14 protein-coding genes are annotated in these 18816 nt (G+C 64.7%); 6 read left to right on the top strand and 8 right to left on the bottom strand.

Features of this window, described 5'->3' with window-relative positions; genetic code table 11:
* Window positions 1-141: 141 nt before the first annotated feature.
* The 3 genes from QW881_RS02565 to QW881_RS02555 all read right to left on the bottom strand — a co-directional run bounded on the left by QW881_RS02565 (window position 142) and on the right by QW881_RS02555 (window position 4546).
* Window positions 142-774, bottom strand: a complete 633-nt coding sequence (locus tag QW881_RS02565; protein ID WP_315756334.1) for a CAP domain-containing protein — start codon at window positions 772-774, stop codon at window positions 142-144.
* A 150-nt stretch (window positions 775-924) separates the two neighbouring features.
* On the bottom strand, window positions 925-1926 hold the full coding sequence (locus tag QW881_RS02560) for a transporter (RefSeq protein WP_315756335.1): 1002 nt from the start codon (window positions 1924-1926) through the stop codon (window positions 925-927).
* Between the two features lie 412 nt (window positions 1927-2338).
* Entirely contained in the window at window positions 2339-4546 is a 2208-nt protein-coding gene (locus tag QW881_RS02555; protein WP_316158052.1) for an arylsulfatase, read from the bottom strand.
* On the opposite strand from QW881_RS02555, the gene QW881_RS02550 reads away from it, so the two are divergent.
* Window positions 4539-4802 carry a hypothetical protein gene (locus QW881_RS02550; RefSeq protein ID WP_315756337.1) on the top strand — a complete coding sequence of 88 codons (264 nt, stop codon included), beginning with the start codon at window positions 4539-4541 and terminating at the stop codon, window positions 4800-4802. The two genes, QW881_RS02555 and QW881_RS02550, sit on opposite strands and share 8 nt — an antisense overlap.
* A 126-nt stretch (window positions 4803-4928) precedes the next feature.
* On the opposite strand, the gene QW881_RS02545 is transcribed toward QW881_RS02550, so the two are convergent.
* Window positions 4929-5171, bottom strand: coding sequence for a hypothetical protein (locus tag QW881_RS02545; protein ID WP_315713314.1), 243 nt, complete (start codon window positions 5169-5171; stop codon window positions 4929-4931).
* 314 nt (window positions 5172-5485) lie between these two features.
* Between QW881_RS02545 and QW881_RS02540 the strand changes: the two genes are divergently transcribed.
* Window positions 5486-7795, top strand: a complete 2310-nt coding sequence (locus QW881_RS02540) for a tetratricopeptide repeat protein (protein ID WP_409998984.1) — start codon at window positions 5486-5488, stop codon at window positions 7793-7795.
* 120 nt (window positions 7796-7915) lie between these two features.
* Here the strand turns inward: QW881_RS02540 and QW881_RS02535 are convergent, their stop codons facing one another.
* The gene (locus QW881_RS02535; protein ID WP_315736923.1) at window positions 7916-8257 is read right to left on the bottom strand and encodes a YqfO family protein; all 342 of its coding nucleotides are present in this window, start codon (window positions 8255-8257) and stop codon (window positions 7916-7918) included.
* Window positions 8258-8464: 207 nt separating this feature from the next.
* Between QW881_RS02535 and QW881_RS02530 the strand changes: the two genes are divergently transcribed.
* Together QW881_RS02530 and QW881_RS02525 are read left to right on the top strand one after the other, a co-directional pair.
* A complete protein-coding gene (locus tag QW881_RS02530; RefSeq protein ID WP_315736922.1) occupies window positions 8465-9712 on the top strand; it encodes a multidrug effflux MFS transporter in 1248 nt (415 codons plus the stop codon).
* A gap of 271 nt (window positions 9713-9983) precedes the next feature.
* Window positions 9984-10766 (top strand): sulfite exporter TauE/SafE family protein, encoded by a 783-nt coding sequence (locus QW881_RS02525; RefSeq protein WP_315756338.1) that lies wholly within the window; start codon window positions 9984-9986, stop codon window positions 10764-10766.
* A 272-nt stretch (window positions 10767-11038) separates the two neighbouring features.
* Here the strand turns inward: QW881_RS02525 and QW881_RS02520 are convergent, their stop codons facing one another.
* Window positions 11039-12838, bottom strand: coding sequence for a ShlB/FhaC/HecB family hemolysin secretion/activation protein (locus QW881_RS02520; protein ID WP_315756339.1), 1800 nt, complete (start codon window positions 12836-12838; stop codon window positions 11039-11041).
* A 127-nt stretch (window positions 12839-12965) separates the two neighbouring features.
* Between QW881_RS02520 and QW881_RS02515 the strand changes: the two genes are divergently transcribed.
* Window positions 12966-14219, top strand: a complete 1254-nt coding sequence (locus QW881_RS02515; RefSeq protein ID WP_315756340.1) for a FecR family protein — start codon at window positions 12966-12968, stop codon at window positions 14217-14219.
* A gap of 148 nt (window positions 14220-14367) precedes the next feature.
* Window positions 14368-17136: an EAL domain-containing protein gene (locus tag QW881_RS02510; RefSeq protein WP_315756341.1), complete on the top strand. Its 2769-nt coding sequence runs from the start codon at window positions 14368-14370 to the stop codon at window positions 17134-17136.
* A gap of 36 nt (window positions 17137-17172) precedes the next feature.
* Here the strand turns inward: QW881_RS02510 and QW881_RS02505 are convergent, their stop codons facing one another.
* Together QW881_RS02505 and QW881_RS02500 are read right to left on the bottom strand one after the other, a co-directional pair.
* On the bottom strand, window positions 17173-18099 hold the full coding sequence (locus QW881_RS02505) for a polyphosphate kinase 2 family protein (protein ID WP_315756342.1): 927 nt from the start codon (window positions 18097-18099) through the stop codon (window positions 17173-17175).
* A complete protein-coding gene (locus QW881_RS02500; RefSeq protein ID WP_315736917.1) occupies window positions 18096-18812 on the bottom strand; it encodes an NUDIX hydrolase in 717 nt (238 codons plus the stop codon). Before QW881_RS02500 ends, QW881_RS02505 begins: the two co-directional genes overlap by 4 nt.
* Window positions 18813-18816 lie beyond the last annotated feature (4 nt).

Genomic DNA, 18816 nt, shown 5'->3' with positions numbered 1-18816 from the left:
AATCTTCACAGTACCGGCTGCCAAAAAGACAACCAAAACTTGCATATCTGATTAAACTCGCCTCGGCAACGAGCCTGCTCGCACAACGCCGTGATCGCGCGGAAGGCATGGCGTCCCAGCCACGGCTGCGAGTCCCGGCGCTCAGATGCAGAGACCGATGACCTTGATGCTGAGGTGGCAGTCCTTGGAGGAGGATGTCGGCGGCTTGGCGCCCCAGCGCGTCGCCGGCGTGGCGTTGCCTTTCTCGGATCGGGTCGCGGTCTGCGCGACGATGGCCTTGGCCTTGCTCTTCGGAGCGCCCTTCCGCTTGTCGGCGTCGTAGTCGCCCGCGATCACCATCGCCCAATAGGTACGCTTGCCGCTGGCATTCTTTGCGCTGGCGATGCCGACCTTGGTCGCCTTGGGCAGCAGCAGATTCTTGCGATGACCCGCCGAGTTGATCCACTGCCCCAGCGTCTTGTCGAAATTGTCATAGCCGTAGGCGATGTTCTCGGCCGCGCGGCCGGCCTTCGACGGCGCCACGCGGCGCGTGAACGGGCCGAGCACCTCGTGGCTGAGATCGTCCTTGTCGGCCATCGCACGCGCCTGCTCCATCGCGATGCGGTCGAGCGTCGCGTCGCGCGTCACGCGGCCTTCGCCATGCGCGAGCCGGAACGCCGAGATCTGATCGGCCGGTGCGGCGTCGCCGGCAAATGCCGCATGGGCCGACAGCGCCAGCAGCGCTGCAACCAAAACCGCGCCAAAGCCGCGCAACGTGAAACGAAGCTCCCGCATGCTAGGACACGTACTCATCAATCCGGAGTGGGTAACGGTAGCTCGATCCCGTTTTGATCCGAAGCGACGGACGTGCTGCACCGCCGCGGAACCACCCGATATGACAATGCCGGAATTCAGTCCAATGCGGGAGGTCGATACTTCTCTATGCTATTTCGACACTTTGTGCCAAGTCGGCGCCACCGTGCTGGCGGGCGCGGCCTCCGAGATCGAGAACGTCAGCCACGTGTTCCAGCCCGACGGCCGGTTGGCGGCGTCGAACTCGCCATATCCCTTCAGCCCCAGGAACGCCTGATTGCTGCCGATCTGGAAAATATATCCGATCTGCGGGCCAACGCCGAGGACGCGCGAGCGGAAGCCGCCGAAAACGGCGGGTTGACCGAAGTCGTCGGTAATCTGCTGATAGGCGTAGCCGACGAAGCCGACGAAGACCTGCTTCGACAGGAACTGCGACACGCCCCAGTCCAGATGGAAATCGATACCGCTCTGGTATTGGGTATCGGGATTCTTGAAATTGTAGGTCAAGCCGCCGACGGCCGAGAATTCCGTGCCGGTCGTTGGATTCAAATAAGTGTAGCCGCCGCCAAAGTCGATGGCGCCGTGACCGATGCCGATGTTGGCCAGCCGGTTCCGACTATAGTCGCCGACGGGAATATCGCCCGCGCCGTAGACCATGGTGTTGTGGACGCCGTTATTCCACTTCAGCTTCACGGTCGGATAGAGATCTCCGTAAGAGACGAGTGCGTCTTCGAGGAATCCGGTGCGCGTGCTGACGATCGGCCCGGCAACCGTCGTCAACGTACCGGCGATGCTCGCGGAATTTCTGCCGTAGACGCTGGCCAGCGTCGCCGACAACTGGCCGCCGAGCACGGGCGTCGCAAACGTGTAGGTCGGCGCGATGAACATCAGATCGGCCTGGCCGCGCAAAGCCAGATTGAGATCGATGTTGACGGTCGGAGAAAATCGTCCGACCTGGAACTCGCGCGACGCCGCGGCCGCGCCTGAGGCACCCACGCTCGTATGGTAGTAGATGGCAGCCACCGACCAGCCCGGCGTGGCAGGCGTTGCGGCGAGGCTGCCGTACAATCCCGGCAGCCAGAACGAGATGCCGCTCTCATCGGCATGGGCGACCAGAGGCGAAAAAGAAGCCAACGCGGCGGACGCGAAAACGCCGCTCAGCCACAATCGCAGGAAGCCGGACCTGCGTCCCGATCTATCGCGCTGCAATCGAAATCCCCCCACGCTCCCATTTCAGGCGGCATGCCTGAGTTGTCGTCGACGACTACGGCTTGTAGTCGCTCATCCCCCGTCCGGTCTTGTCGTAGACATTGAAAAACTCGTCCGACATGATCGTAGCGATACCACTTTTGGGTACCTCGGTCAGATCTTTCTCAAGCGTCTTGATCCGGAACTTCCACCCGAGAACCTCGGCTCCACGGTGCTTGCATTTTGCCCTACGGCCCCCCTAGGCTTGAGGCCAGGAGGATCGTCGCCAGAATGGCTATTTTCATTGCCGCTCCTTCTCAAGGGACCGATCGCTGACCTGGCGAGCGCGAAGAGCGAATCAATCGGACAGTCCTTTCTTCAACGCCGCTGCCTTGCGGGCTTGGACGGCTTCTTCATTGTCGGCCTTCTTCATACCCACTAGATCGATCGTCACCTTGCCGATCTTGCCTGCGAACTTGAACGGCACCTTGTAGGCCTCGGTAACAGGCGTGCCCTCATCGGCGCCGACGTCAGCGCCTTCGTCCGCGGAGTAGAAGCAGCATTGGGTTCGTTCGATCCGGCCGGTCGCGACTGTCTTTCCGTTCACGAGGATCGTGCCCACGCCACCCTTGCCCAGGCCGCCACCGTCATAAGCGAACTCAAAGCGCAGTACGGCTTTGCCTGCCGGAAGAGCCTGCTTGGCGGTTACGGTGTATCGCTGCAGACCGAGAAAATTATACGTGTAGGTCGGCTTGCCGTCCTTCAGGTAGAAGGTCCAGCCACCGAACCGTCCGGCCTGAGCGATGATGACGCCATTGGCTCCGCCCTTCGGGATGTCCAGATCGGCAGTAATGGCGTGCGATTGGTTCTTCAGGTTGATGAAGACATTCTCCGTCATCCCGATCATGCCTTCGTAGACCGTCAGGCTGGTGCGGCCGGCCATCAGGTCGGGACGTCCGACCAGCGCTGCGTTGGTGCGCTCCAGGGTGCGGTCGTCGAGCGGCAGCACGTTGTATTTCACTGCTTCCCTCAGGAACAGCTCCTGCATCTCCTTCAGCTTGTCCGGATTTTTGGCAGCCAGATCGTTGCTCAGGCTGAAGTCCGATCGCGCATCGTAAAGCTCCCAGATATCCTGCTGGAGCGGCCGCCGCGGCTTGGTTTCCCAGGCCGCCCGGTGCACCGTGCCGGCAAGCCAGCCATCGCTGTAGATCGCGCGGTTGCCGAAGATTTCGAAATACTGCGTCACATGCCTGCTCGGCGCCTTGGCGTCGGCAAAGCTGTAGGCCATGCTTACGCCTTCAATGGGAGTCTGCACCGTTCCATTTACGCTCTTGGGCTCGGGCAGTTTCGCTGCTTCGAGAATGGTCGGCACGATGTCGATGACGTGATGCCACTGCGGACGAAGCTCACCTTTCGCCGCGATCCCCTTCGGCCAGTGGACGACCATGCCGTTGCGGGTGCCGCCATAGCTCGAGGCCACTTGCTTGGTCCAGGTAAACGGAGTGTCGCCAGCGACCGCCCAGCCGGCCGCGTAATGGCCGTAGGTGTTGGGACCGCCGAGTTCGTCATAGTGCTTCAAGACGTCCTGGACGGTTTCCTGCACTCCATTGAAATAGGTCATCTCGTTGTACAGGCCGTTCGCACCGCCTTCAGCACTCGCGCCGTTGTCGCCGACGATGTAGAAGATCAACGTATTGTCGAGTTGGCCCGTTGTCTTGATGGCGTCGATCAGGCGGCCGATCTCGGTGTCGGTGTATTCGCCAAACCCGGCGAATACTTCCATCTGGCGCACGAACAGCTTCTTCTCGTCAGCGCTCAGCTTGTCCCAATCCTGGATGGCGTCCGGCTTCGGGGCGAGCTTGGTATCGGGTGGCACCACGCCGAGCTTGATCTGCCGCGCCAACGTCTCCTCGCGCAGCTTGTCCCAGCCCTGATCGAACTTGCCCTTGTACTTGGCAATCCATTCTTTGGGCACCTGATGCGGGGCATGGGTGGCGCCGGGTGCAAAATACATGAAGAACGGCTTGTCCGGCGTCAGCGATTTCTCCGACCGCATCCAGTCGATCGCCTTGTCGGTCATGTCGGTCATGAAATGATAGTTCGGGTCCGTCGACGGCTCGACCTGGGTCATGCCATCGTAGATCAGCGGCGCCCATTGATTGGTTTCGCCGCCCATGAAGCCATAGAACTTGTCGAAGCCCTGGCGCGTCGGCCAGCGGTCGGTCGGGCCGGAGGGACTGACCTCCCATGCCGCGGTCTCGTGATTTTTGCCGAAATGCGCCGTGCTGTAGCCGTTCAACCGCAGCATCTCCGCGACGGACGCGACATTGTTGGGACGCTGACCGGTCTGTCCCGGGAAGGACGTCGCGGTTTCCGCGATCGAACCGAAATTGTTCATGTGATGGTTGCGGCCGCTGAGCAGCGCCGCGCGGGTCGGCGAACAAAGCGCCGTGGTGTGAAACTCGTTGTAGCGGAGACCCTCGTTGGCGAGGCGGTCGACCGTCGGCATCCTGATCGGGCCGCCAAATGCGCTCGACTGGCCGAAGCCCATGTCGTCGATGAGCACGATCAGTACATTAGGTGCACCGGTCGGCGCCTTGACTTCAAACCGCGGCGGCGGCGGCGCATCGCGCGCATCGAATACGGTGCTGTGTGGAGGGTTCGGTTCAGGAATCGGCAGAACCGATCGCTCGGTCGGCAACACAGCACTCGGCGGCGCCGACTGTTGGGCCAATGCTGGAAGCACGAGTAGCGTCGTCAACGACAGCACCGACGCAGCCAACTTCATTCGCTTCATGATCACTGCCTTTGCCTTTAGATGAGACAATTGACAAATGAGACAATTGACACTGCTTCTCGCTGCCGGAACGACCCTGCCCGCAAATCGCGATCATCGACGCGGGCAATGACGTTCGGCCGGCCCAACCGGCTCGCGGAGAGCGATAATTCTAGCGTCTGCCGACGCGATTGACCGGCCCGCCTCGATTCATCGGCGTTCCCCGCACGCGCACGCCTGGGGCCACCACGGCGCGCGCCACCGGGCGGGGCCGCAGCACGACGCCGGGCCTCACGACACAGCCGACGGGATACTCGACATACTGACAATACACCACGGCACTTGCCCTTTCGGTGCTCGCAGCTACGAACCCCGTCACCAGCAACAGCCCTGTCAGGGCAACTGATAATTTCATCTTGGCATCCTCCCATCGGAAAGCTCATCATCGGCCCCTCCGGGAGGCACGCCTTGATGCAGGTCAAGCAACCTTGGCAGACATTCCTGCATGTGCGGAAATGACCGACGGAGCAGCTCGATCGCAAGCTGACCAATTTGGGGCGTGAGGTACAAGCGTTGACACGCAGGCCGCCAAAAGCCGGCACGAAGGGTTCGCGGAAGGGATCCGCCGCGGCCCCATCACCGGCTGCGCCGGCGGATCGGCTTGCTTCCGGCGAAGCGGCCTTCTTCAGGCGCGCGACCTGGATAGCAGTAGCGGTCACGATCGCGCTCGTGCTGGTGGTCGGCATGGTTTTTCATCTCCTCAAGGCCGACGGACCGGCCTCCACGGCGCAGGCCTCATTCGTCGCCACCTATGTGGGCAGCGAAAGCTGCGCCGGCTGCCATCAGGCAGAAGCCAAATTATGGGATATTTCGCAGCACAAGGCCGCGATGGCGCACGCGACCGACAAGACGGTGCTCGGTGATTTCAACAAGAGCTTCGACTACTTCGGTGTGCAGTCCCGCCTCTTCCGCGATGGCGGAAAATTCATGGTCGAAACCGACGGGCCCGACGGCAAGCTTGCCGTGTTTGAGGTGAAGTACACGTTCGGTGTCGATCCGCTGCAACAATATCTCGTCGAGTTTCCAGATGGACGCATCCAGGCGCTGCCGATCGCATGGGACGGCCGGCCCAAGGACAAGGGCGGGCAGCGCTGGTTCCATCTCCATCCCGAGAAAGAGATCAAGCACGACGACGTCCTGCACTGGACCAAGCTGAACCAGAACTGGAATTTCATGTGCGCGGAATGCCACTCGACCGGCCTGCGCAAGCATTACGACGCCGCGACGGATCGCTTCGCGACGACATGGGCGGAAATCAGCGTCGGTTGCGAGACCTGTCACGGTCAGGGCTCCGCCCACGCCGCCTGGGCGCGTGACAAGCAACGCTGGTGGCCGTTCGGCAAGCACGAGGATCCGAGCAAGGGATTGCTGGTCCGCTTCGATGAACGGCGCGGCGTCACTTGGCCGATCGATCCGCGGAGCGGAAATGCGATGCGTTCAGCCGCGCCGGCCGCGCTGCGAAAGGAGATCGAGACGTGCGGGCTATGCCACGCGCGCCGTGCCGGCTTCAGTGAGGACTGGGCACCCGGTCAATCGCTGTCCCAGACCCATATGGTCGAGGCGCTGACGCGGACCACTTATCATGCCGATGGCCAGATCCGCGATGTGGAGGAGCCCTATAACTATACGCCGTTCAAGCAGAGCAAGATGTTTGCCGCCGGCGTTGCCTGCAGCGATTGTCACGAGCCGCACGGCGCAAAGCTCCGAGTCTCCGGCGAAGGCGTTTGCCTGCAATGCCATGCGTCCGAAAAATACGCCGATGCAAAGCATCGCCATCACGCGGGCGCCGATCCGGCGCCGACCTGCATGTCGTGCCACATGCCGGCGCGTACCTATATGCAGATCGACCCGCGTCACGATCACGCCTTCCGCGTTCCGCGACCGGATCTTTCGGTCACGTTGGGGACCCCGAACGCCTGCAACGACTGCCACAGCGACAAGCCAGCGCAATGGGCCGCCGACGCGATCGAGCAATGGTTCGGGCCCGACCGAAAGGGCTTCCAGACCTATGGGCCCGCGTTCCACGCAGCACGCAGCGACCAGGCCGACGCCGCCGCGCTGCTTGGCCTTCTGGCCGCGGACAGGAACGCGCCGGCTGTGGCGCGTGCGAGCGCGCTCGGCGAACTCGCCTCGCGCATCGCTCCGGCGAACATTGCGACCGCACGGGCAGGCCTGGCCGATCCCGATCCCATGGTGCGGATCGGCGCGCTGGACATGCTGGAAAACGTGCCTGCCGGCCAGATTTGGCCGCTGGTCTCGCCGCTGCTCACCGATCCCGTGCGTGGCGTGCGGATCAGGGTCGCCTCCCTGCTCGCTTCCGTTCCGACTGCAAGCCAGCCGCTGCCCGATCGCGCACGCTTCGATCAGGCGGCAGGCGAATTCATCACGGCGCAGCGCGCCAATGCCGAACGGCCCGAGGCCCGCACCGCACTGGCAAACTTCCTGGCCTTGCGCGGACGGACCGGGGACGCGGAGACCGAGTACAAGGCAGCCCTCAGGCTCAGCCCGCACTATGCGGCGGCCGCCATCAATCTGGCCGACCTCTATCGCCAAATTGGCCGCGACGGCGACGGAGAAACTGTTCTGCGCGGAGCAATTGCGGCATCACCTGCCGACGCGGCCGCGCATCACGCACTCGGCCTGACCTTGACCCGGCTGAAGCGGCACGACGAGGCGCTCGCCGAGTTGCGCAGAGCAACCGAACTCGAACCGGGTCGCGCACGCTATATCTATGTCTACGCGGTGGCGCTGCATTCCGGCGGGCGAGCCGACGAAGCAATGACGGTCCTAAAGGAAGCTCTGGAAAGCCATCCCAATGATAGGGATGTGCTGTCCGCTCTGGTTTCGCTCAGCCGCGCGAGAGGCGATGCGAAGGCGGCGCTGGGCTACGCCGAAAGGCTCGCAATCATGACGCCGGAGGACCGGAATCTGGCGGCGTTCATCGGCGAGATCAGGCGGCAGATTGACAAGCCAAACTAAGATAGCTGGCTCTCCTGCTTTAGCTCACAAAGGGCGCCCGAGAAGCTCAAATGGAGCGAGCGCGAAATCGACGCTGAAATGACTGGGGACGCAACAAAGTCGAACGGGTCTTCAACGAGATCAAGCACTGTCGGCGGATCGCAACGCAACCACCTCGATCGGGTAGACGTCGATCGCCGGCTCCTCATAGGGATGCGCAGCGCGGATCGCCTGTAGCACGGCCTTCAGCCGGTCCTCGGCGCAGACGGTCTCGATGCGCTCCTCCTCGACCGTCTCGAGCTGGCCGACCGCGCCGATGGTTGGATTGGCGCCTGCCAGCGGACGAAACCGGCCCACGCCCTTCGCGGTAAACGAACAGTGGTCGTAATTGCCGATGCGGCCGGCGCCGGCCTCGCCCATCGCGTGGCGTACGGCGTCCCCCGCCGCTTCAGGGACATAGACGACGATCTTGTAGGTCTTCATGCTGGCCTGGATCCGGACGTCGATCACACGGCCGTTACCATCGCGTCGCCGCCGGCGCAATTTTCAGCGGGTCACGGCGGGTCACAATCGCGCCAACGGCCGGCGCCGGTGACCAGCCATTCCGAAACACGCCTTGTGCGACGCAGCAAAGACGATACGTATGGGTGCCCATTTCCGCATTTCCCTACACCATGGAAGGCCCGCGCCTTGGCTGATACCAGTGCCGACACCATCGAGATCGTCCGTCACCGGCCGATGGGCTTCACCGAATTCGTCATCGTGGTCGCCGCGATCATGGCGCTCAATCCGCTGGCGATGGACATGATGCTGCCGGCGCTGCCGAACATCGGCGCCTCATTCCACATCGACGTCGCCAACCGGCTGCAGACGGTGCTGTCGGCGTTCGTCATCGGCTTCGGCCTCGGTCAGTTCGTCATCGGCCCACTGTCCGACAGCTTCGGTCGGCGCCCGGTGCTGATCGGCGGCATGGTGCTGTATGCGGTCGCCAGCCTGTTCGCGATCGCCGCCCCGTCGTTCGAGCTGCTGCTGCTGGCGCGCGCGCTGGAAGGCCTCGGCACCGCGGCGACGCGCGTGATCGCGACCTCGATCGTGCGCGACTGCTATGCCGGCCGCCGCATGGCGAGCGTGGTCTCGCTGGCGATGATGGTGTTCATCGCCATCCCCGTGATCGCACCGTCGTTCGGGCAGGCGGTGATGCTGCTGACGCAGTGGCGTGGCATCTTCGTCGTGCTGACCCTGTACGGCATCGTCGCGCTGCTGTGGACCGCGGTGCGGCTGCCCGAGACGCTGCCCGAGAGCGAGCGCAAGCCGTTCTCGATCGCCGCGATCACCGCCGCCTTCCGCAACACCCTCACCAACCGCCAGACGCTGGGCTATGCGCTCGCGGCCAGCGGCATCTTCGGCGCCGTCCTCGGCTATGTCCTGTCCTCGCAGCAGCTATTCACCGGCGTCTATCATCTCGGCCACTACTTCCCGCTCGCCTTCGCGGCGATCGCGGTGACCATTGCGGTGGCCGGCTTCCTCAATGCCCGCCTCGTCGGACGGCTCGGCATGCGCATGATCTCGCACGGCGCGCTGGTCGGCAGTGTCGTCATCGCGCTGGCCTGCTTCAGCGCGGCCGTTCTGGGCATGCTGCCGCTGTGGCTGTTCATGCTGCTGTCGGCCGGCATGATGTTTACGTTCGGCCTGATGTTCGCGAACTTCACCGCCCTGGCGATGGAGCCGCAGCGGGCGAATGCCGGCACCGCGTCCTCGCTCTACGGCTCGATCACGACCCTGCTCGGCATGGCCGCCGGCGCCATCGTCGGCCAGGCCTTCGACGGCACCGCGCTGCCCTTCGCCGCGGGCTTCCTGGTCTGCACGTCGAGCGCGCTCGTCATCGTGCTGATCACCGAGAAGGGCCGGCTGTTCCACGGCTCCGGCAAGCCGGTCTAGATCTGATGCGGCCACCGCAGTCGCGATGCCAACTTCTTCGGCGCGGCGGCTGTGCACGCAAGGGCGGCTGCCGGGCCTCGACCGGAAGCAGGCAGCAGCGGGACCGATAGGCCGCTCTTCAAGCGAAGCTGACATTTACAAATGACCGGGTTCTGGACTAGGGTTCCTGAGCCCCACGCCCTGCCGTAAGCAGGTGTGAAGCCAGCCGCCACGATGGATCACGGGCAAATATCGTTCAGGCCGCCCTGCGCGCCCTTCCCCACGTGTTCCAATGCGAAACAAACCAGTCGCTTTCGGCGCTGGCGCTGCAATCGGCGCGCTAGGCGGTCTAATCGGCCTCGGCGGCGCGGAGTTCAGGCTGCCGCTGCTGATCAGCCTATTTCGTTTCCGAGGCCTCGAAGCCGTCATCTTGAACAAGGCCACTAGCCTGATTGTGGTCGCGGCCGCGCTAGCGTTCCGTGCCCGTACAGTGCCCTTTGCCGAGATCGGCGAGCATTGGTCAATCATCGCGAACCTTCTCGCCGGCAGCCTTGTCGGGGCGTATGTCGGTGCTTCATGGGCTACGCGCCTGAAATCGGAAACACTCTACAAAATCATTGCAACGCTGCTGGTTGTTATAGCCGGCGTGCTCTTGTTCGTTCATGACGCTTCTGCCGGGGCTACCGCGCCGTTCGCCGGCTGGCGCCTGGTTGCCGCTGGCATACTGGCAGGTTTCATTATCGGCGTGATCGCTTCGCTGCTAGGCGTAGCAGGAGGTGAGTTTCTTATTCCCACGCTGATCCTGCTGTTCGGCCTTGATGTAAAGCTGGCGGGAAGCCTTTCGTTGGCAGTCAGCCTTCCGACGATGCTTGTCGGATTTGCGCGTTACAGCCGAGATCAGAGCTTCGTCGTGGTCCGAGACAATGCGTCATTCATGCTGGCAATGGCTGCCGGTTCTATCGTTGGCGCCTTTGTTGGCGGCCTGCTACTTGGCGTCGTCCCGAGTGCCATCCTCCTGCCGACGCTCGCCGCAATACTGTTGATTTCGGCGGTGAAGGTATGGCGACATGAGTAGGAATGGCACGTCTGCTGTCAGCCCGAAGCAGAAGAATTCAGCGTTCTTGAGACTTCGCCGCCCGAGCATACCAATATGCTCCCAGCGCCTCGACGAAGCTGTTATCGACGATATGGACGAGGTCTCGCCGATCTCGCGGTACGCGCCATTCAAGGCAATGAACCATCGCGACAGCCAGCGCGTGAGTTAGTCGGCTCCAGCGGTTGCCATAGCATTCGGTCCTCTCCCAATGGGAGAAGTGGACCTCTGCTGCCGCACCAAGCGCGCAGTTCTCAGATGCAGGGGCCCTGCCCGCGCTGCGGGCACAGCTTCAGCACGCTCGACAGCGTCAACAGCAGACGCGCGCTGCGCGTCGAATTGTCGGGTGCGCGGTAGCCGAGCGGCACGGCGACGCCGAGATCGGCGCGCCAGTCGTTCGGGAAGGTGAAGCGCACCCCGGCGCCCGCCGAGGTCAGCGCCACGCCGTCGGACGGCCGGAAGCCATCGTTCCAGGCGAGCCCGGCATCGAAGAATCCGTAGAGCTGATAGCTCGTGAGATACTGCCAGTTCGGTTTCTGCTCGAAGCGGACCTCGAACGTGCCGGCGACGCCATTGTCGCCGCTGATCTCGGCGCTGCCATAGCCGCGGCCATAGGCGAGGCCGCCAAGATAGAACTGCTGCGAATTGTACAGCGGACCCGAAGCAAGCTGGCCGGCGGCCGCGAGCTTCAGCGACCACGCCTCGGACAAGGTCTGATAGCGCGCGAACCAGCCGTTGAAGACCGAGAAGCTCGGCGAGGCGCCCGCGCGCGAGGCGAGTGGATCGTCGAGCCGCGTCGCGCCGAACGCGTTCAGTCCCTGCCGATAGGCCAGCGTCAGGTAGCTGTCGCCGCCGACATTATCCTTCCAGCGGTAGTCGGCGGTGAAGGTCAGCGTCCGGATGCGATCGCGATACCAGATGCCGAACAGGTCACGCTCGGTCACGTCGCTGAAGGCGGCCGCGAGATTGAGCTTCAGCGAGGCGCGCTGCGACTGGATCGGCGCGAGGCCGCCGCGCAGCTCGAGCGTCTCGGTCACAGTGTTGTCGTTGAACAGCCGCCTCCGGTCGCCCGGTCGCACCTCACTATACAGCGCGGACGCGCCGACATAGGCGCCGTCGGTGCCGACCGGCACTTCATAGGACAGCCGGCCGAAGGCGAGCTGGCGCGGATCGCCGGGGGTCGTCGACAGGTTGGCCGAGAGCGTGTCGCCCGGCAACAGATAGGAGTTGAAGGCGGCGGTGGCGTAGCTCTGCCAGGGGCCCACCGTCGACGATCCCAGATTGTCGATGCCGGCGAAGCCGTAGACGTGCCAGGTCTGCAGCTCGATCACCAGGCGGAACCGGCCGGTGGTGCCGCCGATCTCTTCCAGAGAGGAATCGACCAGACGAACGCCGCCGCGACCGTTGATCAGCAGCAACTGCCGCTCCAGGGTCTCGAGCCGGGACGGCCGCTCCGCCAGCACGGGGCCAAGCATCGGCCTGATGCCGAACTCTTCCGCGCCGGCGCCCTTCAAGGCCACTTCGGTGATGCTGCCTTCGACGATCTGGATCCGCACCCGGCCATCGCGGATGTCCTGCGGCGGGATGATCGCACGGCTGAGATGATAGCCGGCGGTACGATACTGATCGCTGATCGCTGTCGCGATGGCAGCGAGGTCGGCCTGCGACACCGGCTTGCCGAGATAGGGCTGATAGCTCGTGGCGAGCTGCTCGGCAGGCAGCGCGGACGCCCCCGTCAGGGTGACGGCGCGCATGGTAAACAAGGGCTTGCGATCGCCGCCGCCCTGGGTCGCGAATTGCGGCGCCCGCGGCCGCGGCGGCGCCGGCTGCGTTGACCGCGACTGCTGCTCGTCGAAATATCGCTCGGTCTGCCGCGGATCGAAGCTCGGTTGGCTGACCTGCTGCGCGTAGGCCGTCGCTGCAAACAGCGCCGCCGAAAGGGAAATGCCGGCGGCAAGCGCGGCTCCATGCAGCCGTCGCGAGGCGTGCGGTATGATGGCCCTGTCGCGCCAACCCGCAGCCCTCCCAGTTCGCTCAACACAACCAGCGCGCATGCCTCGTTTTTAGTTTGTTAAGGTCAATGAAGCGTAAATGCGGGAAGCAAACACGGCTGCAACTCCTAAGGGTCTCTTGAAACATTTCGATTAGTTTCAAAAGCCGCCAACGATGCGAGTTCGTGCCATGTCCTCCAAGCGCTTCCTGATACCGCGGTTAATCGCCGCGTGCCTTTTCGGTGCAACACCGGCCGCATTCGCGGCCGACGGTGAGCCGTGGCTGGTGAGCAAATCGTCCGGTGAGGTCTGGGTCACCACCCAGGGCGCAGCGCAGGTGTCGCTCGGTCGCGAGGACCCGCTTAAGCCAGGCGATACGATCCGCACCGGGCCGACCGGCCGCGTCCGGCTGACACGCGGCGCCGAGACGATCGTCATCGCGCCGAACTCCGAAGTCGGCCTGCCCGCCGCGCCCAAGGACGGCATGGCGACGACCATCCTGCAGCGCGCCGGCTCGATTCTGCTCGACGTCGAGAAGCGCAATGTCCAGCATTTCGAGGTCGAGACGCCCTATCTCGCCGCCGTCGTGAAGGGCACGCAGTTCAGCGTCACGATCTCAGGCCGCAGCACCAAGGTCGAGGTCAGCCGCGGCCAGGTGCAGGTGTCGGATTTCAAGACCGGCCAGATCGCCCAGGTGATGCCCGGTCAGGCCGCCACCGCCTTTGCGACCGGCCGCTCCGGCCTCAGCCTGTCCGGTTCCGGCACCTTCAGCCCGATCGAGCACGGCCGCCCGCGCGCCTCCACGATCGATCGCGTTCCGGTGCCGCGCGACGGCCTGCATCCGCCGCGCGAAGCGAAGGGGAGCGTGATCCACGCACTGAACGCCAACAGCTCGGGCGCAACGGTCGCCGCACAGCAGCATTCTGCAACGGGCTTCGGCGGCGCGAAGCCGGGTGTCGTGCGGATCTCGTCATCGATCGGCGAGGTCAACCTGAACATCCAGAAGGCGACGCGCGGCCTCGCCCATGGCGCCCACACGCCGACCGCCGGTGCAGGACGAAGCACCGCCTGGAATGACGCGCGCGGCAACAGCGGCAATGCGACGAGCAACTCGGCCACCGCGAGCGGCACGTCGGGAGATTCCTCGATCGCAGCCGCCGTCACCGCAGCGATCGGCTCACCGAGCGGCTCCGCCAGCGCCAATGCCGCCAGCAATGGCAACGGCGGCAACGGCAACAACAATGGCGGCAGTGGCAACGGCAACAACGGCCACAGCAACAACGGTAACGGCAACGGCGGTAACGGAAACAGCGGCAACGGTAACGGCGGCAACGGAAACAGCGGCAACGGAAACAGCGGCAACGGCAACGGCAATAGCGGCGACCATGGCAATGGCAGCCACGGCAACGGCAATGCCCACGCCTACGGTCACAACAAGAACTGAGAATCCGCCATCGAGCTTCACGCCGGCATGCGTGGTCATGGGGGAGCGCAGGCCACCAGGGTTCCTGATGGCTCTGCGGTCGGAGTGGGATGAGATTGGGATCGCGAAAGCGGGCGTCGACGTGGCACGCAGTCATTGGGGAGAGGGCATGTTCAGGCGGTTCATGCCGCATATTCTGGTGGTCGTTGCGCTGCTGACGGTCGGCCTGTCAGGCGGCCACGAGCTGTTGAGCCAAGCTCTCGTCGATCTGCGCTTCCGCCTCGACAACCGCCCTGCCAGCGGCGAGATCGCGGTGGTCGCGATCGACCCGCGCTCGATCGAAGCCATCGGCGTTTGGCCGTGGCCGCGGACCCAGCATGCGCACCTGCTGGAGCAGTTGCAGCGCGCCGGTGTCCGCGACGTCGCATTCGACGTCGATTTCAGCACGCCGTCCGACGCGGCCGGCGATCAGGCCTTCCTGAACGCGTTGCAGAATGCCAAGAGCTCGGTCGTGCTGCCGGTCTTCAGGCAGCTCGATGCGGCGGGGAAGGAAACCGCCATTCACCTCAACCGACCGCTGCCACAGTTCGAGCAGCTCGCATGGTCGGCCTTCGTGAACATCGAGGTGGCACGCGACGGTCGCGTCAGAAGCTACGCTTTCGGCGAAAATGATGAGACCGGCGGCGCGAAGACCTACCTGCAGTCCATGGGAGCGTTCCTCGCCGGAAGCGATGCGGTCAAGCACAGCTCGTTCCTGGTCGACTACGGCATCGATCCATCGTCCCTGCCGCGGGTGTCGTATGTCGACGTCGTCCGCGGCGACGTGGCGGCGCTGGCCAGGCTCAAGGACAAGCGGGTGATCGTCGGCGCGACCGCCATCGAGCTCGGTGACTACTACAGCGTGCCGAACGGTCGCGTTCTGCCCGGCGTCATGCTGCAGGCACTGGCGGCCGAGTCGATCATTCAGCACCGCACGCTGCTCTCGACATCGACGACGGCCACCATGGCCGGCCTGCTGCTGATCGTCATCATCATGCTGGCGAGCTGGCGGCAGCTCTCGGCGGCGCGGCGCGCGCTGCTGATCGCCATGATCAGCGTCCTGATCGAGGCCGCGGCCCTGCTGCTGCACGACCGCTATGCCCTGGTGCTCGACACCTCGCTGCTGCAGATCGCGCTGGTCGCCTATCTCGCGGCAACGGCCCTCGACGAGATCGGCTTCCGCGGCCTGCTGCGGCACGTTGCCGAGAGCCGCTTCGAGCGAATCGCGATGTCGATCGGCGACGGGCTTGTCTGCACCGACCGGGACCGGCGGATCACGGTGTGGAATCCGGGCGCCGTCGCGATCTTCGGCTACGGTGCCGACGAGATCATCGGCCAGCCCTTCGCGCGCCTGCGCGCCGACGGCAGCGACACGCATGACCTGTTTCCGCAGCAGGAGGCGGCGCTGCCGGCGACGTTGCTGCCCGGCGGATCCACGATCGAGTTCGACGGCCGCCGCAAGGACGGCGAGGTGTTTCCGGTCGAGGCGAGCTTCTCCGCCTGGCAGGGCGCCGACGGCCTGCAATACGGCGCGATCCTGCGCGACATCTCGGTGCGCAAGCGCGAGGCCGAGCGCATCCGCTACCTCGCCGAGCACGACACGCTGACCGCGCTGATCAATCGCAACACGCTGCAGAGCGAGCTCGCCGCCATGATCGAGACCGCGGATGCCGCGTCCGACCGCGTGGCGCTGCTGGTGATCGGGCTCGATGCGTTCCAGCGCATCAACGACATGCTCGGCCACGCCTTCGGCGACAGCGTCTTGCGCGCGGCGGCCGAGCGGCTCCGCACCGAGATCGGCAACATGGGCCGCGTCGCCCGGCTCAGCGGCGACGAGTTCGCCGTCGCCATTCCCTGCTCCGCCATCGGCGGCACCGTGGCCGAGCTCGCCGACCATCTGTCGCAGCTGTTCGAGGCGCCGCTGGACACGGGCACGCGTCAGCAGCGCGTCAAGGTCACCCTCGGCGTCGCGGTGCATCCCGAGGGCGGGCACTCGGCAGACGAGTTGCTCAGCAACGCGCACCTCGCCCTCTGTCGCGCCAAGATGGACCGGCCGGGCAGCCATGTGCTCTTCGAGAGCGCCATCCGCCGCGAGCTCGAGCAGCGATTGACGCTGGAGGCCGAGCTTGCGCTCGCCGTCGAGCGGAACGAATTCGAGCTGTTCTACCAGCCGCAAGTGGAGCTGTTGAACGGCCGCGTGATCGGCGCCGAGGCGCTGATCCGCTGGCGTCATCCGACGCGTGGCCTCGTGCCTCCTGGTGATTTCATTCCGGTCGTCAACACCTCGCATCTGTCCGAGGCGGTTGCGACCTGGGTCATGGCCACCGCCTGCCGGCAGGCGCGGCAATGGCAGCTCGCCGGCCACGACATCCGCGTCGGCGTCAACCTGTCGCCGTCCCAGTTCCAGTCCGGCGACCTCGCCGCCTTCGTCAGCAAGCTGCTCACGTCGACCGGCCTGTCGCCGCGCCTGCTCGAGCTCGAAGTCACCGAGGACATCCTGCTGCACGACGAACCCGGCGTGCTGCAGACGTTCAACCGGCTGCAGGCGCTCGGCGTCAGCCTGGTGTTCGACGATTTCGGCACCGGCTATGCGAGCCTGAGCTACCTGAAGAAATTCCCGCTCGATGGCCTGAAGATCGACCGCTCCTTCGTGCGCGACGTGCTGACCCAGGCCGACGACGCGGCCATCGTCGGCTCGACGGTCAGCCTCAGCAAGCAGCTCGGCCTGTCCGTGATCGCCGAGGGCATCGAGAACGAGGCGACGGCGGAGTTCCTGCTGCGGCTCGGCTGCGAGCAGGGACAGGGCTATCACTTCGGCAAGCCGATGCCGGCCACCGATTTCGAGCGTCGGTTCCTGGTGGCTGACGACGCCGACCGACGGCAGGCCGGCGCGGCGTGAGGCAATGCCGGGTGATTGCGGCTTTGGCTTCGCGTCTCAGCCGCCGCCCTTCTTGCCACCCTTGCCTTCGCTCTCCAGCGCCTTCCGCACCGCCTTGAACTCCTCGCGCGAGGCGGCATCGACGCGCGGAAAATGCAGATCCAGGCTTTCCAGCGCGGCGACGATGGTCGAGCCGATGACGACACGGGCGAACCATTTGTGATCGGCCGGAACGACGTGCCACGGCGCATAGGGCGTCGAGGTGTGGCGCACGATGTCCTGATAGACCGCCTGATAGCGGGGCCACTTGGCGCGCTCGGTGATGTCCCCCATCGAGAACTTCCAGTTCTTCGCCGGCTCCTCCAGCCGGTCGAGAAAGCGCGCGCGCTGCTCCTCCTTGGAGATGTTGAGGAAGAACTTCAGGATCACGGTGCCGTTGCGCGACAAGTAACGTTCGAAAGCGGAGATGTCCTCGAAGCGCTCGCGCCAGATGTTCTTGGTGACGAGCCTCGGGGGCAGCTTCTCGGCCTTGAGGAACTCCGGATGCACGCGCGTGACCAGGCATTCCTCGTAGTAGGAACGGTTGAAGATGCCGATGCGGCCGCGCTCGGGGAGCGCGATGGCGCTGCGCCACATGAAATCGTGATCGAGCTCCTTCGAGGTCGGCTGCTTGAACGAGGTGACCTCGCAGCCCTGCGGATTGACGCCCTCGAAGATGCTCTTGATGGCGCTGTCCTTGCCCGAGGCATCCATGCCCTGCAGCAGCACCAGCACCGACCAGCGGTCCTGCGCGTACAGTCTCTCCTGGAAATCGGAGAGGCGCTGGCGGTTCTGCTCGATGATCGCCTCGCCCTGCTCCTTGTCGAGGCCGCCCTTGACCTTGGTCTTGTGCGATTTGAGGTGAAATCTGTGCCCGCCATCGATCCGGAACGGCGAGATGAAACCATCGAGCTCATCGGCCAGCGTGCGCGGTTTCTTGCTCATGAGGACGGCTCTCCCGGGCTGAATTGCGTTTCGAGGAAGGCGGTCACGAAGCGCGGCATCGCCGCAGTCAGATCGCTCCTGCTTCGAACCAGCCGGATCGAGCAGAGTTCCGGCTCGTCCTGGGCCGCGAGATTGGCCTCGATGCGGCGCTGCAGAGCCTCGCCCATGTCGGAGGCGTCGAGCACGCGCATCAGCGCGATCGACGCGCCGGTCACGACACAGTCCCAATGCGCCGCGGCCTGATAGTCCGATGGCGCGAGCCCGGTCTCCTCTTCGACCTCCCGCGCGACGTTGGCGGCGAGATCGAGCACGCCGTTGTTGACGTCGGCGAGATCCGGCGTGCCGGCGGGAAAATACAGCCGGCCGGCATTGGCCGTATGCACGCCCATCTCGCCGAGTACGAAGGCGCCGTCGGCAGCACGCAGCGCGCCCATGCCGAAGCCGTTGAAGGCGGAGCGATCCGGAAAGCCCCAGTCGCGCCACGCCAGCAGGCTGGCGAAATCGGTCTCGAAATAGCTCGCTTCGAACAGGCCGTCCGCGAAGCGCGGGTTGCGCCCCAGCAGCACGCGACCGTTCCACAGGCCCGGCTTGGCGCGCCGGCATTCGGCGAAATGCGCCGCGATGTCGTCGCGGCGCTGGTTCGCGAACGGCCACTCCCACGGCTCGACCTTGAGGTCGAGCGCGGTGACGCGGTGGATGACGACCTCGGTCATCCCC

The sequence above is a fragment of the Bradyrhizobium sp. SZCCHNS3016 genome (assembly GCF_032484535.1).
GTDB lineage: Bacteria > Pseudomonadota > Alphaproteobacteria > Rhizobiales > Xanthobacteraceae > Bradyrhizobium.
Note: the sequence above shows the minus strand (reverse complement) of the source record. Positions and strands in the feature narration are given on the sequence as shown.

Excerpts from the sequence above, each read along its gene's own strand:
- QW881_RS02565 (WP_315756334.1), bottom strand. The coding sequence starts at position 774 with ATGCGGGAGCTTCGTTTCACGTTGCGCGGCTTTGGCGCGGTTTTGGTT.
- QW881_RS02550 (WP_315756337.1), top strand. The coding sequence starts at position 4,539 with ATGAGCACGATCAGTACATTAGGTGCACCGGTCGGCGCCTTGACTTCA.
- QW881_RS02545 (WP_315713314.1), bottom strand. The coding sequence starts at position 5,171 with ATGAAATTATCAGTTGCCCTGACAGGGCTGTTGCTGGTGACGGGGTTC.
- QW881_RS02535 (WP_315736923.1), bottom strand. The coding sequence starts at position 8,257 with ATGAAGACCTACAAGATCGTCGTCTATGTCCCTGAAGCGGCGGGGGAC.
- QW881_RS02525 (WP_315756338.1), top strand. The coding sequence starts at position 9,984 with ATGCGAAACAAACCAGTCGCTTTCGGCGCTGGCGCTGCAATCGGCGCG.
- QW881_RS02520 (WP_315756339.1), bottom strand. The coding sequence starts at position 12,838 with ATGCGCGCTGGTTGTGTTGAGCGAACTGGGAGGGCTGCGGGTTGGCGC.
- QW881_RS02515 (WP_315756340.1), top strand. The coding sequence starts at position 12,966 with ATGTCCTCCAAGCGCTTCCTGATACCGCGGTTAATCGCCGCGTGCCTT.
- QW881_RS02510 (WP_315756341.1), top strand. The coding sequence starts at position 14,368 with ATGTTCAGGCGGTTCATGCCGCATATTCTGGTGGTCGTTGCGCTGCTG.
- QW881_RS02505 (WP_315756342.1), bottom strand. The coding sequence starts at position 18,099 with ATGAGCAAGAAACCGCGCACGCTGGCCGATGAGCTCGATGGTTTCATC.
- QW881_RS02500 (WP_315736917.1), bottom strand. The coding sequence starts at position 18,812 with ATGACCGAGGTCGTCATCCACCGCGTCACCGCGCTCGACCTCAAGGTC.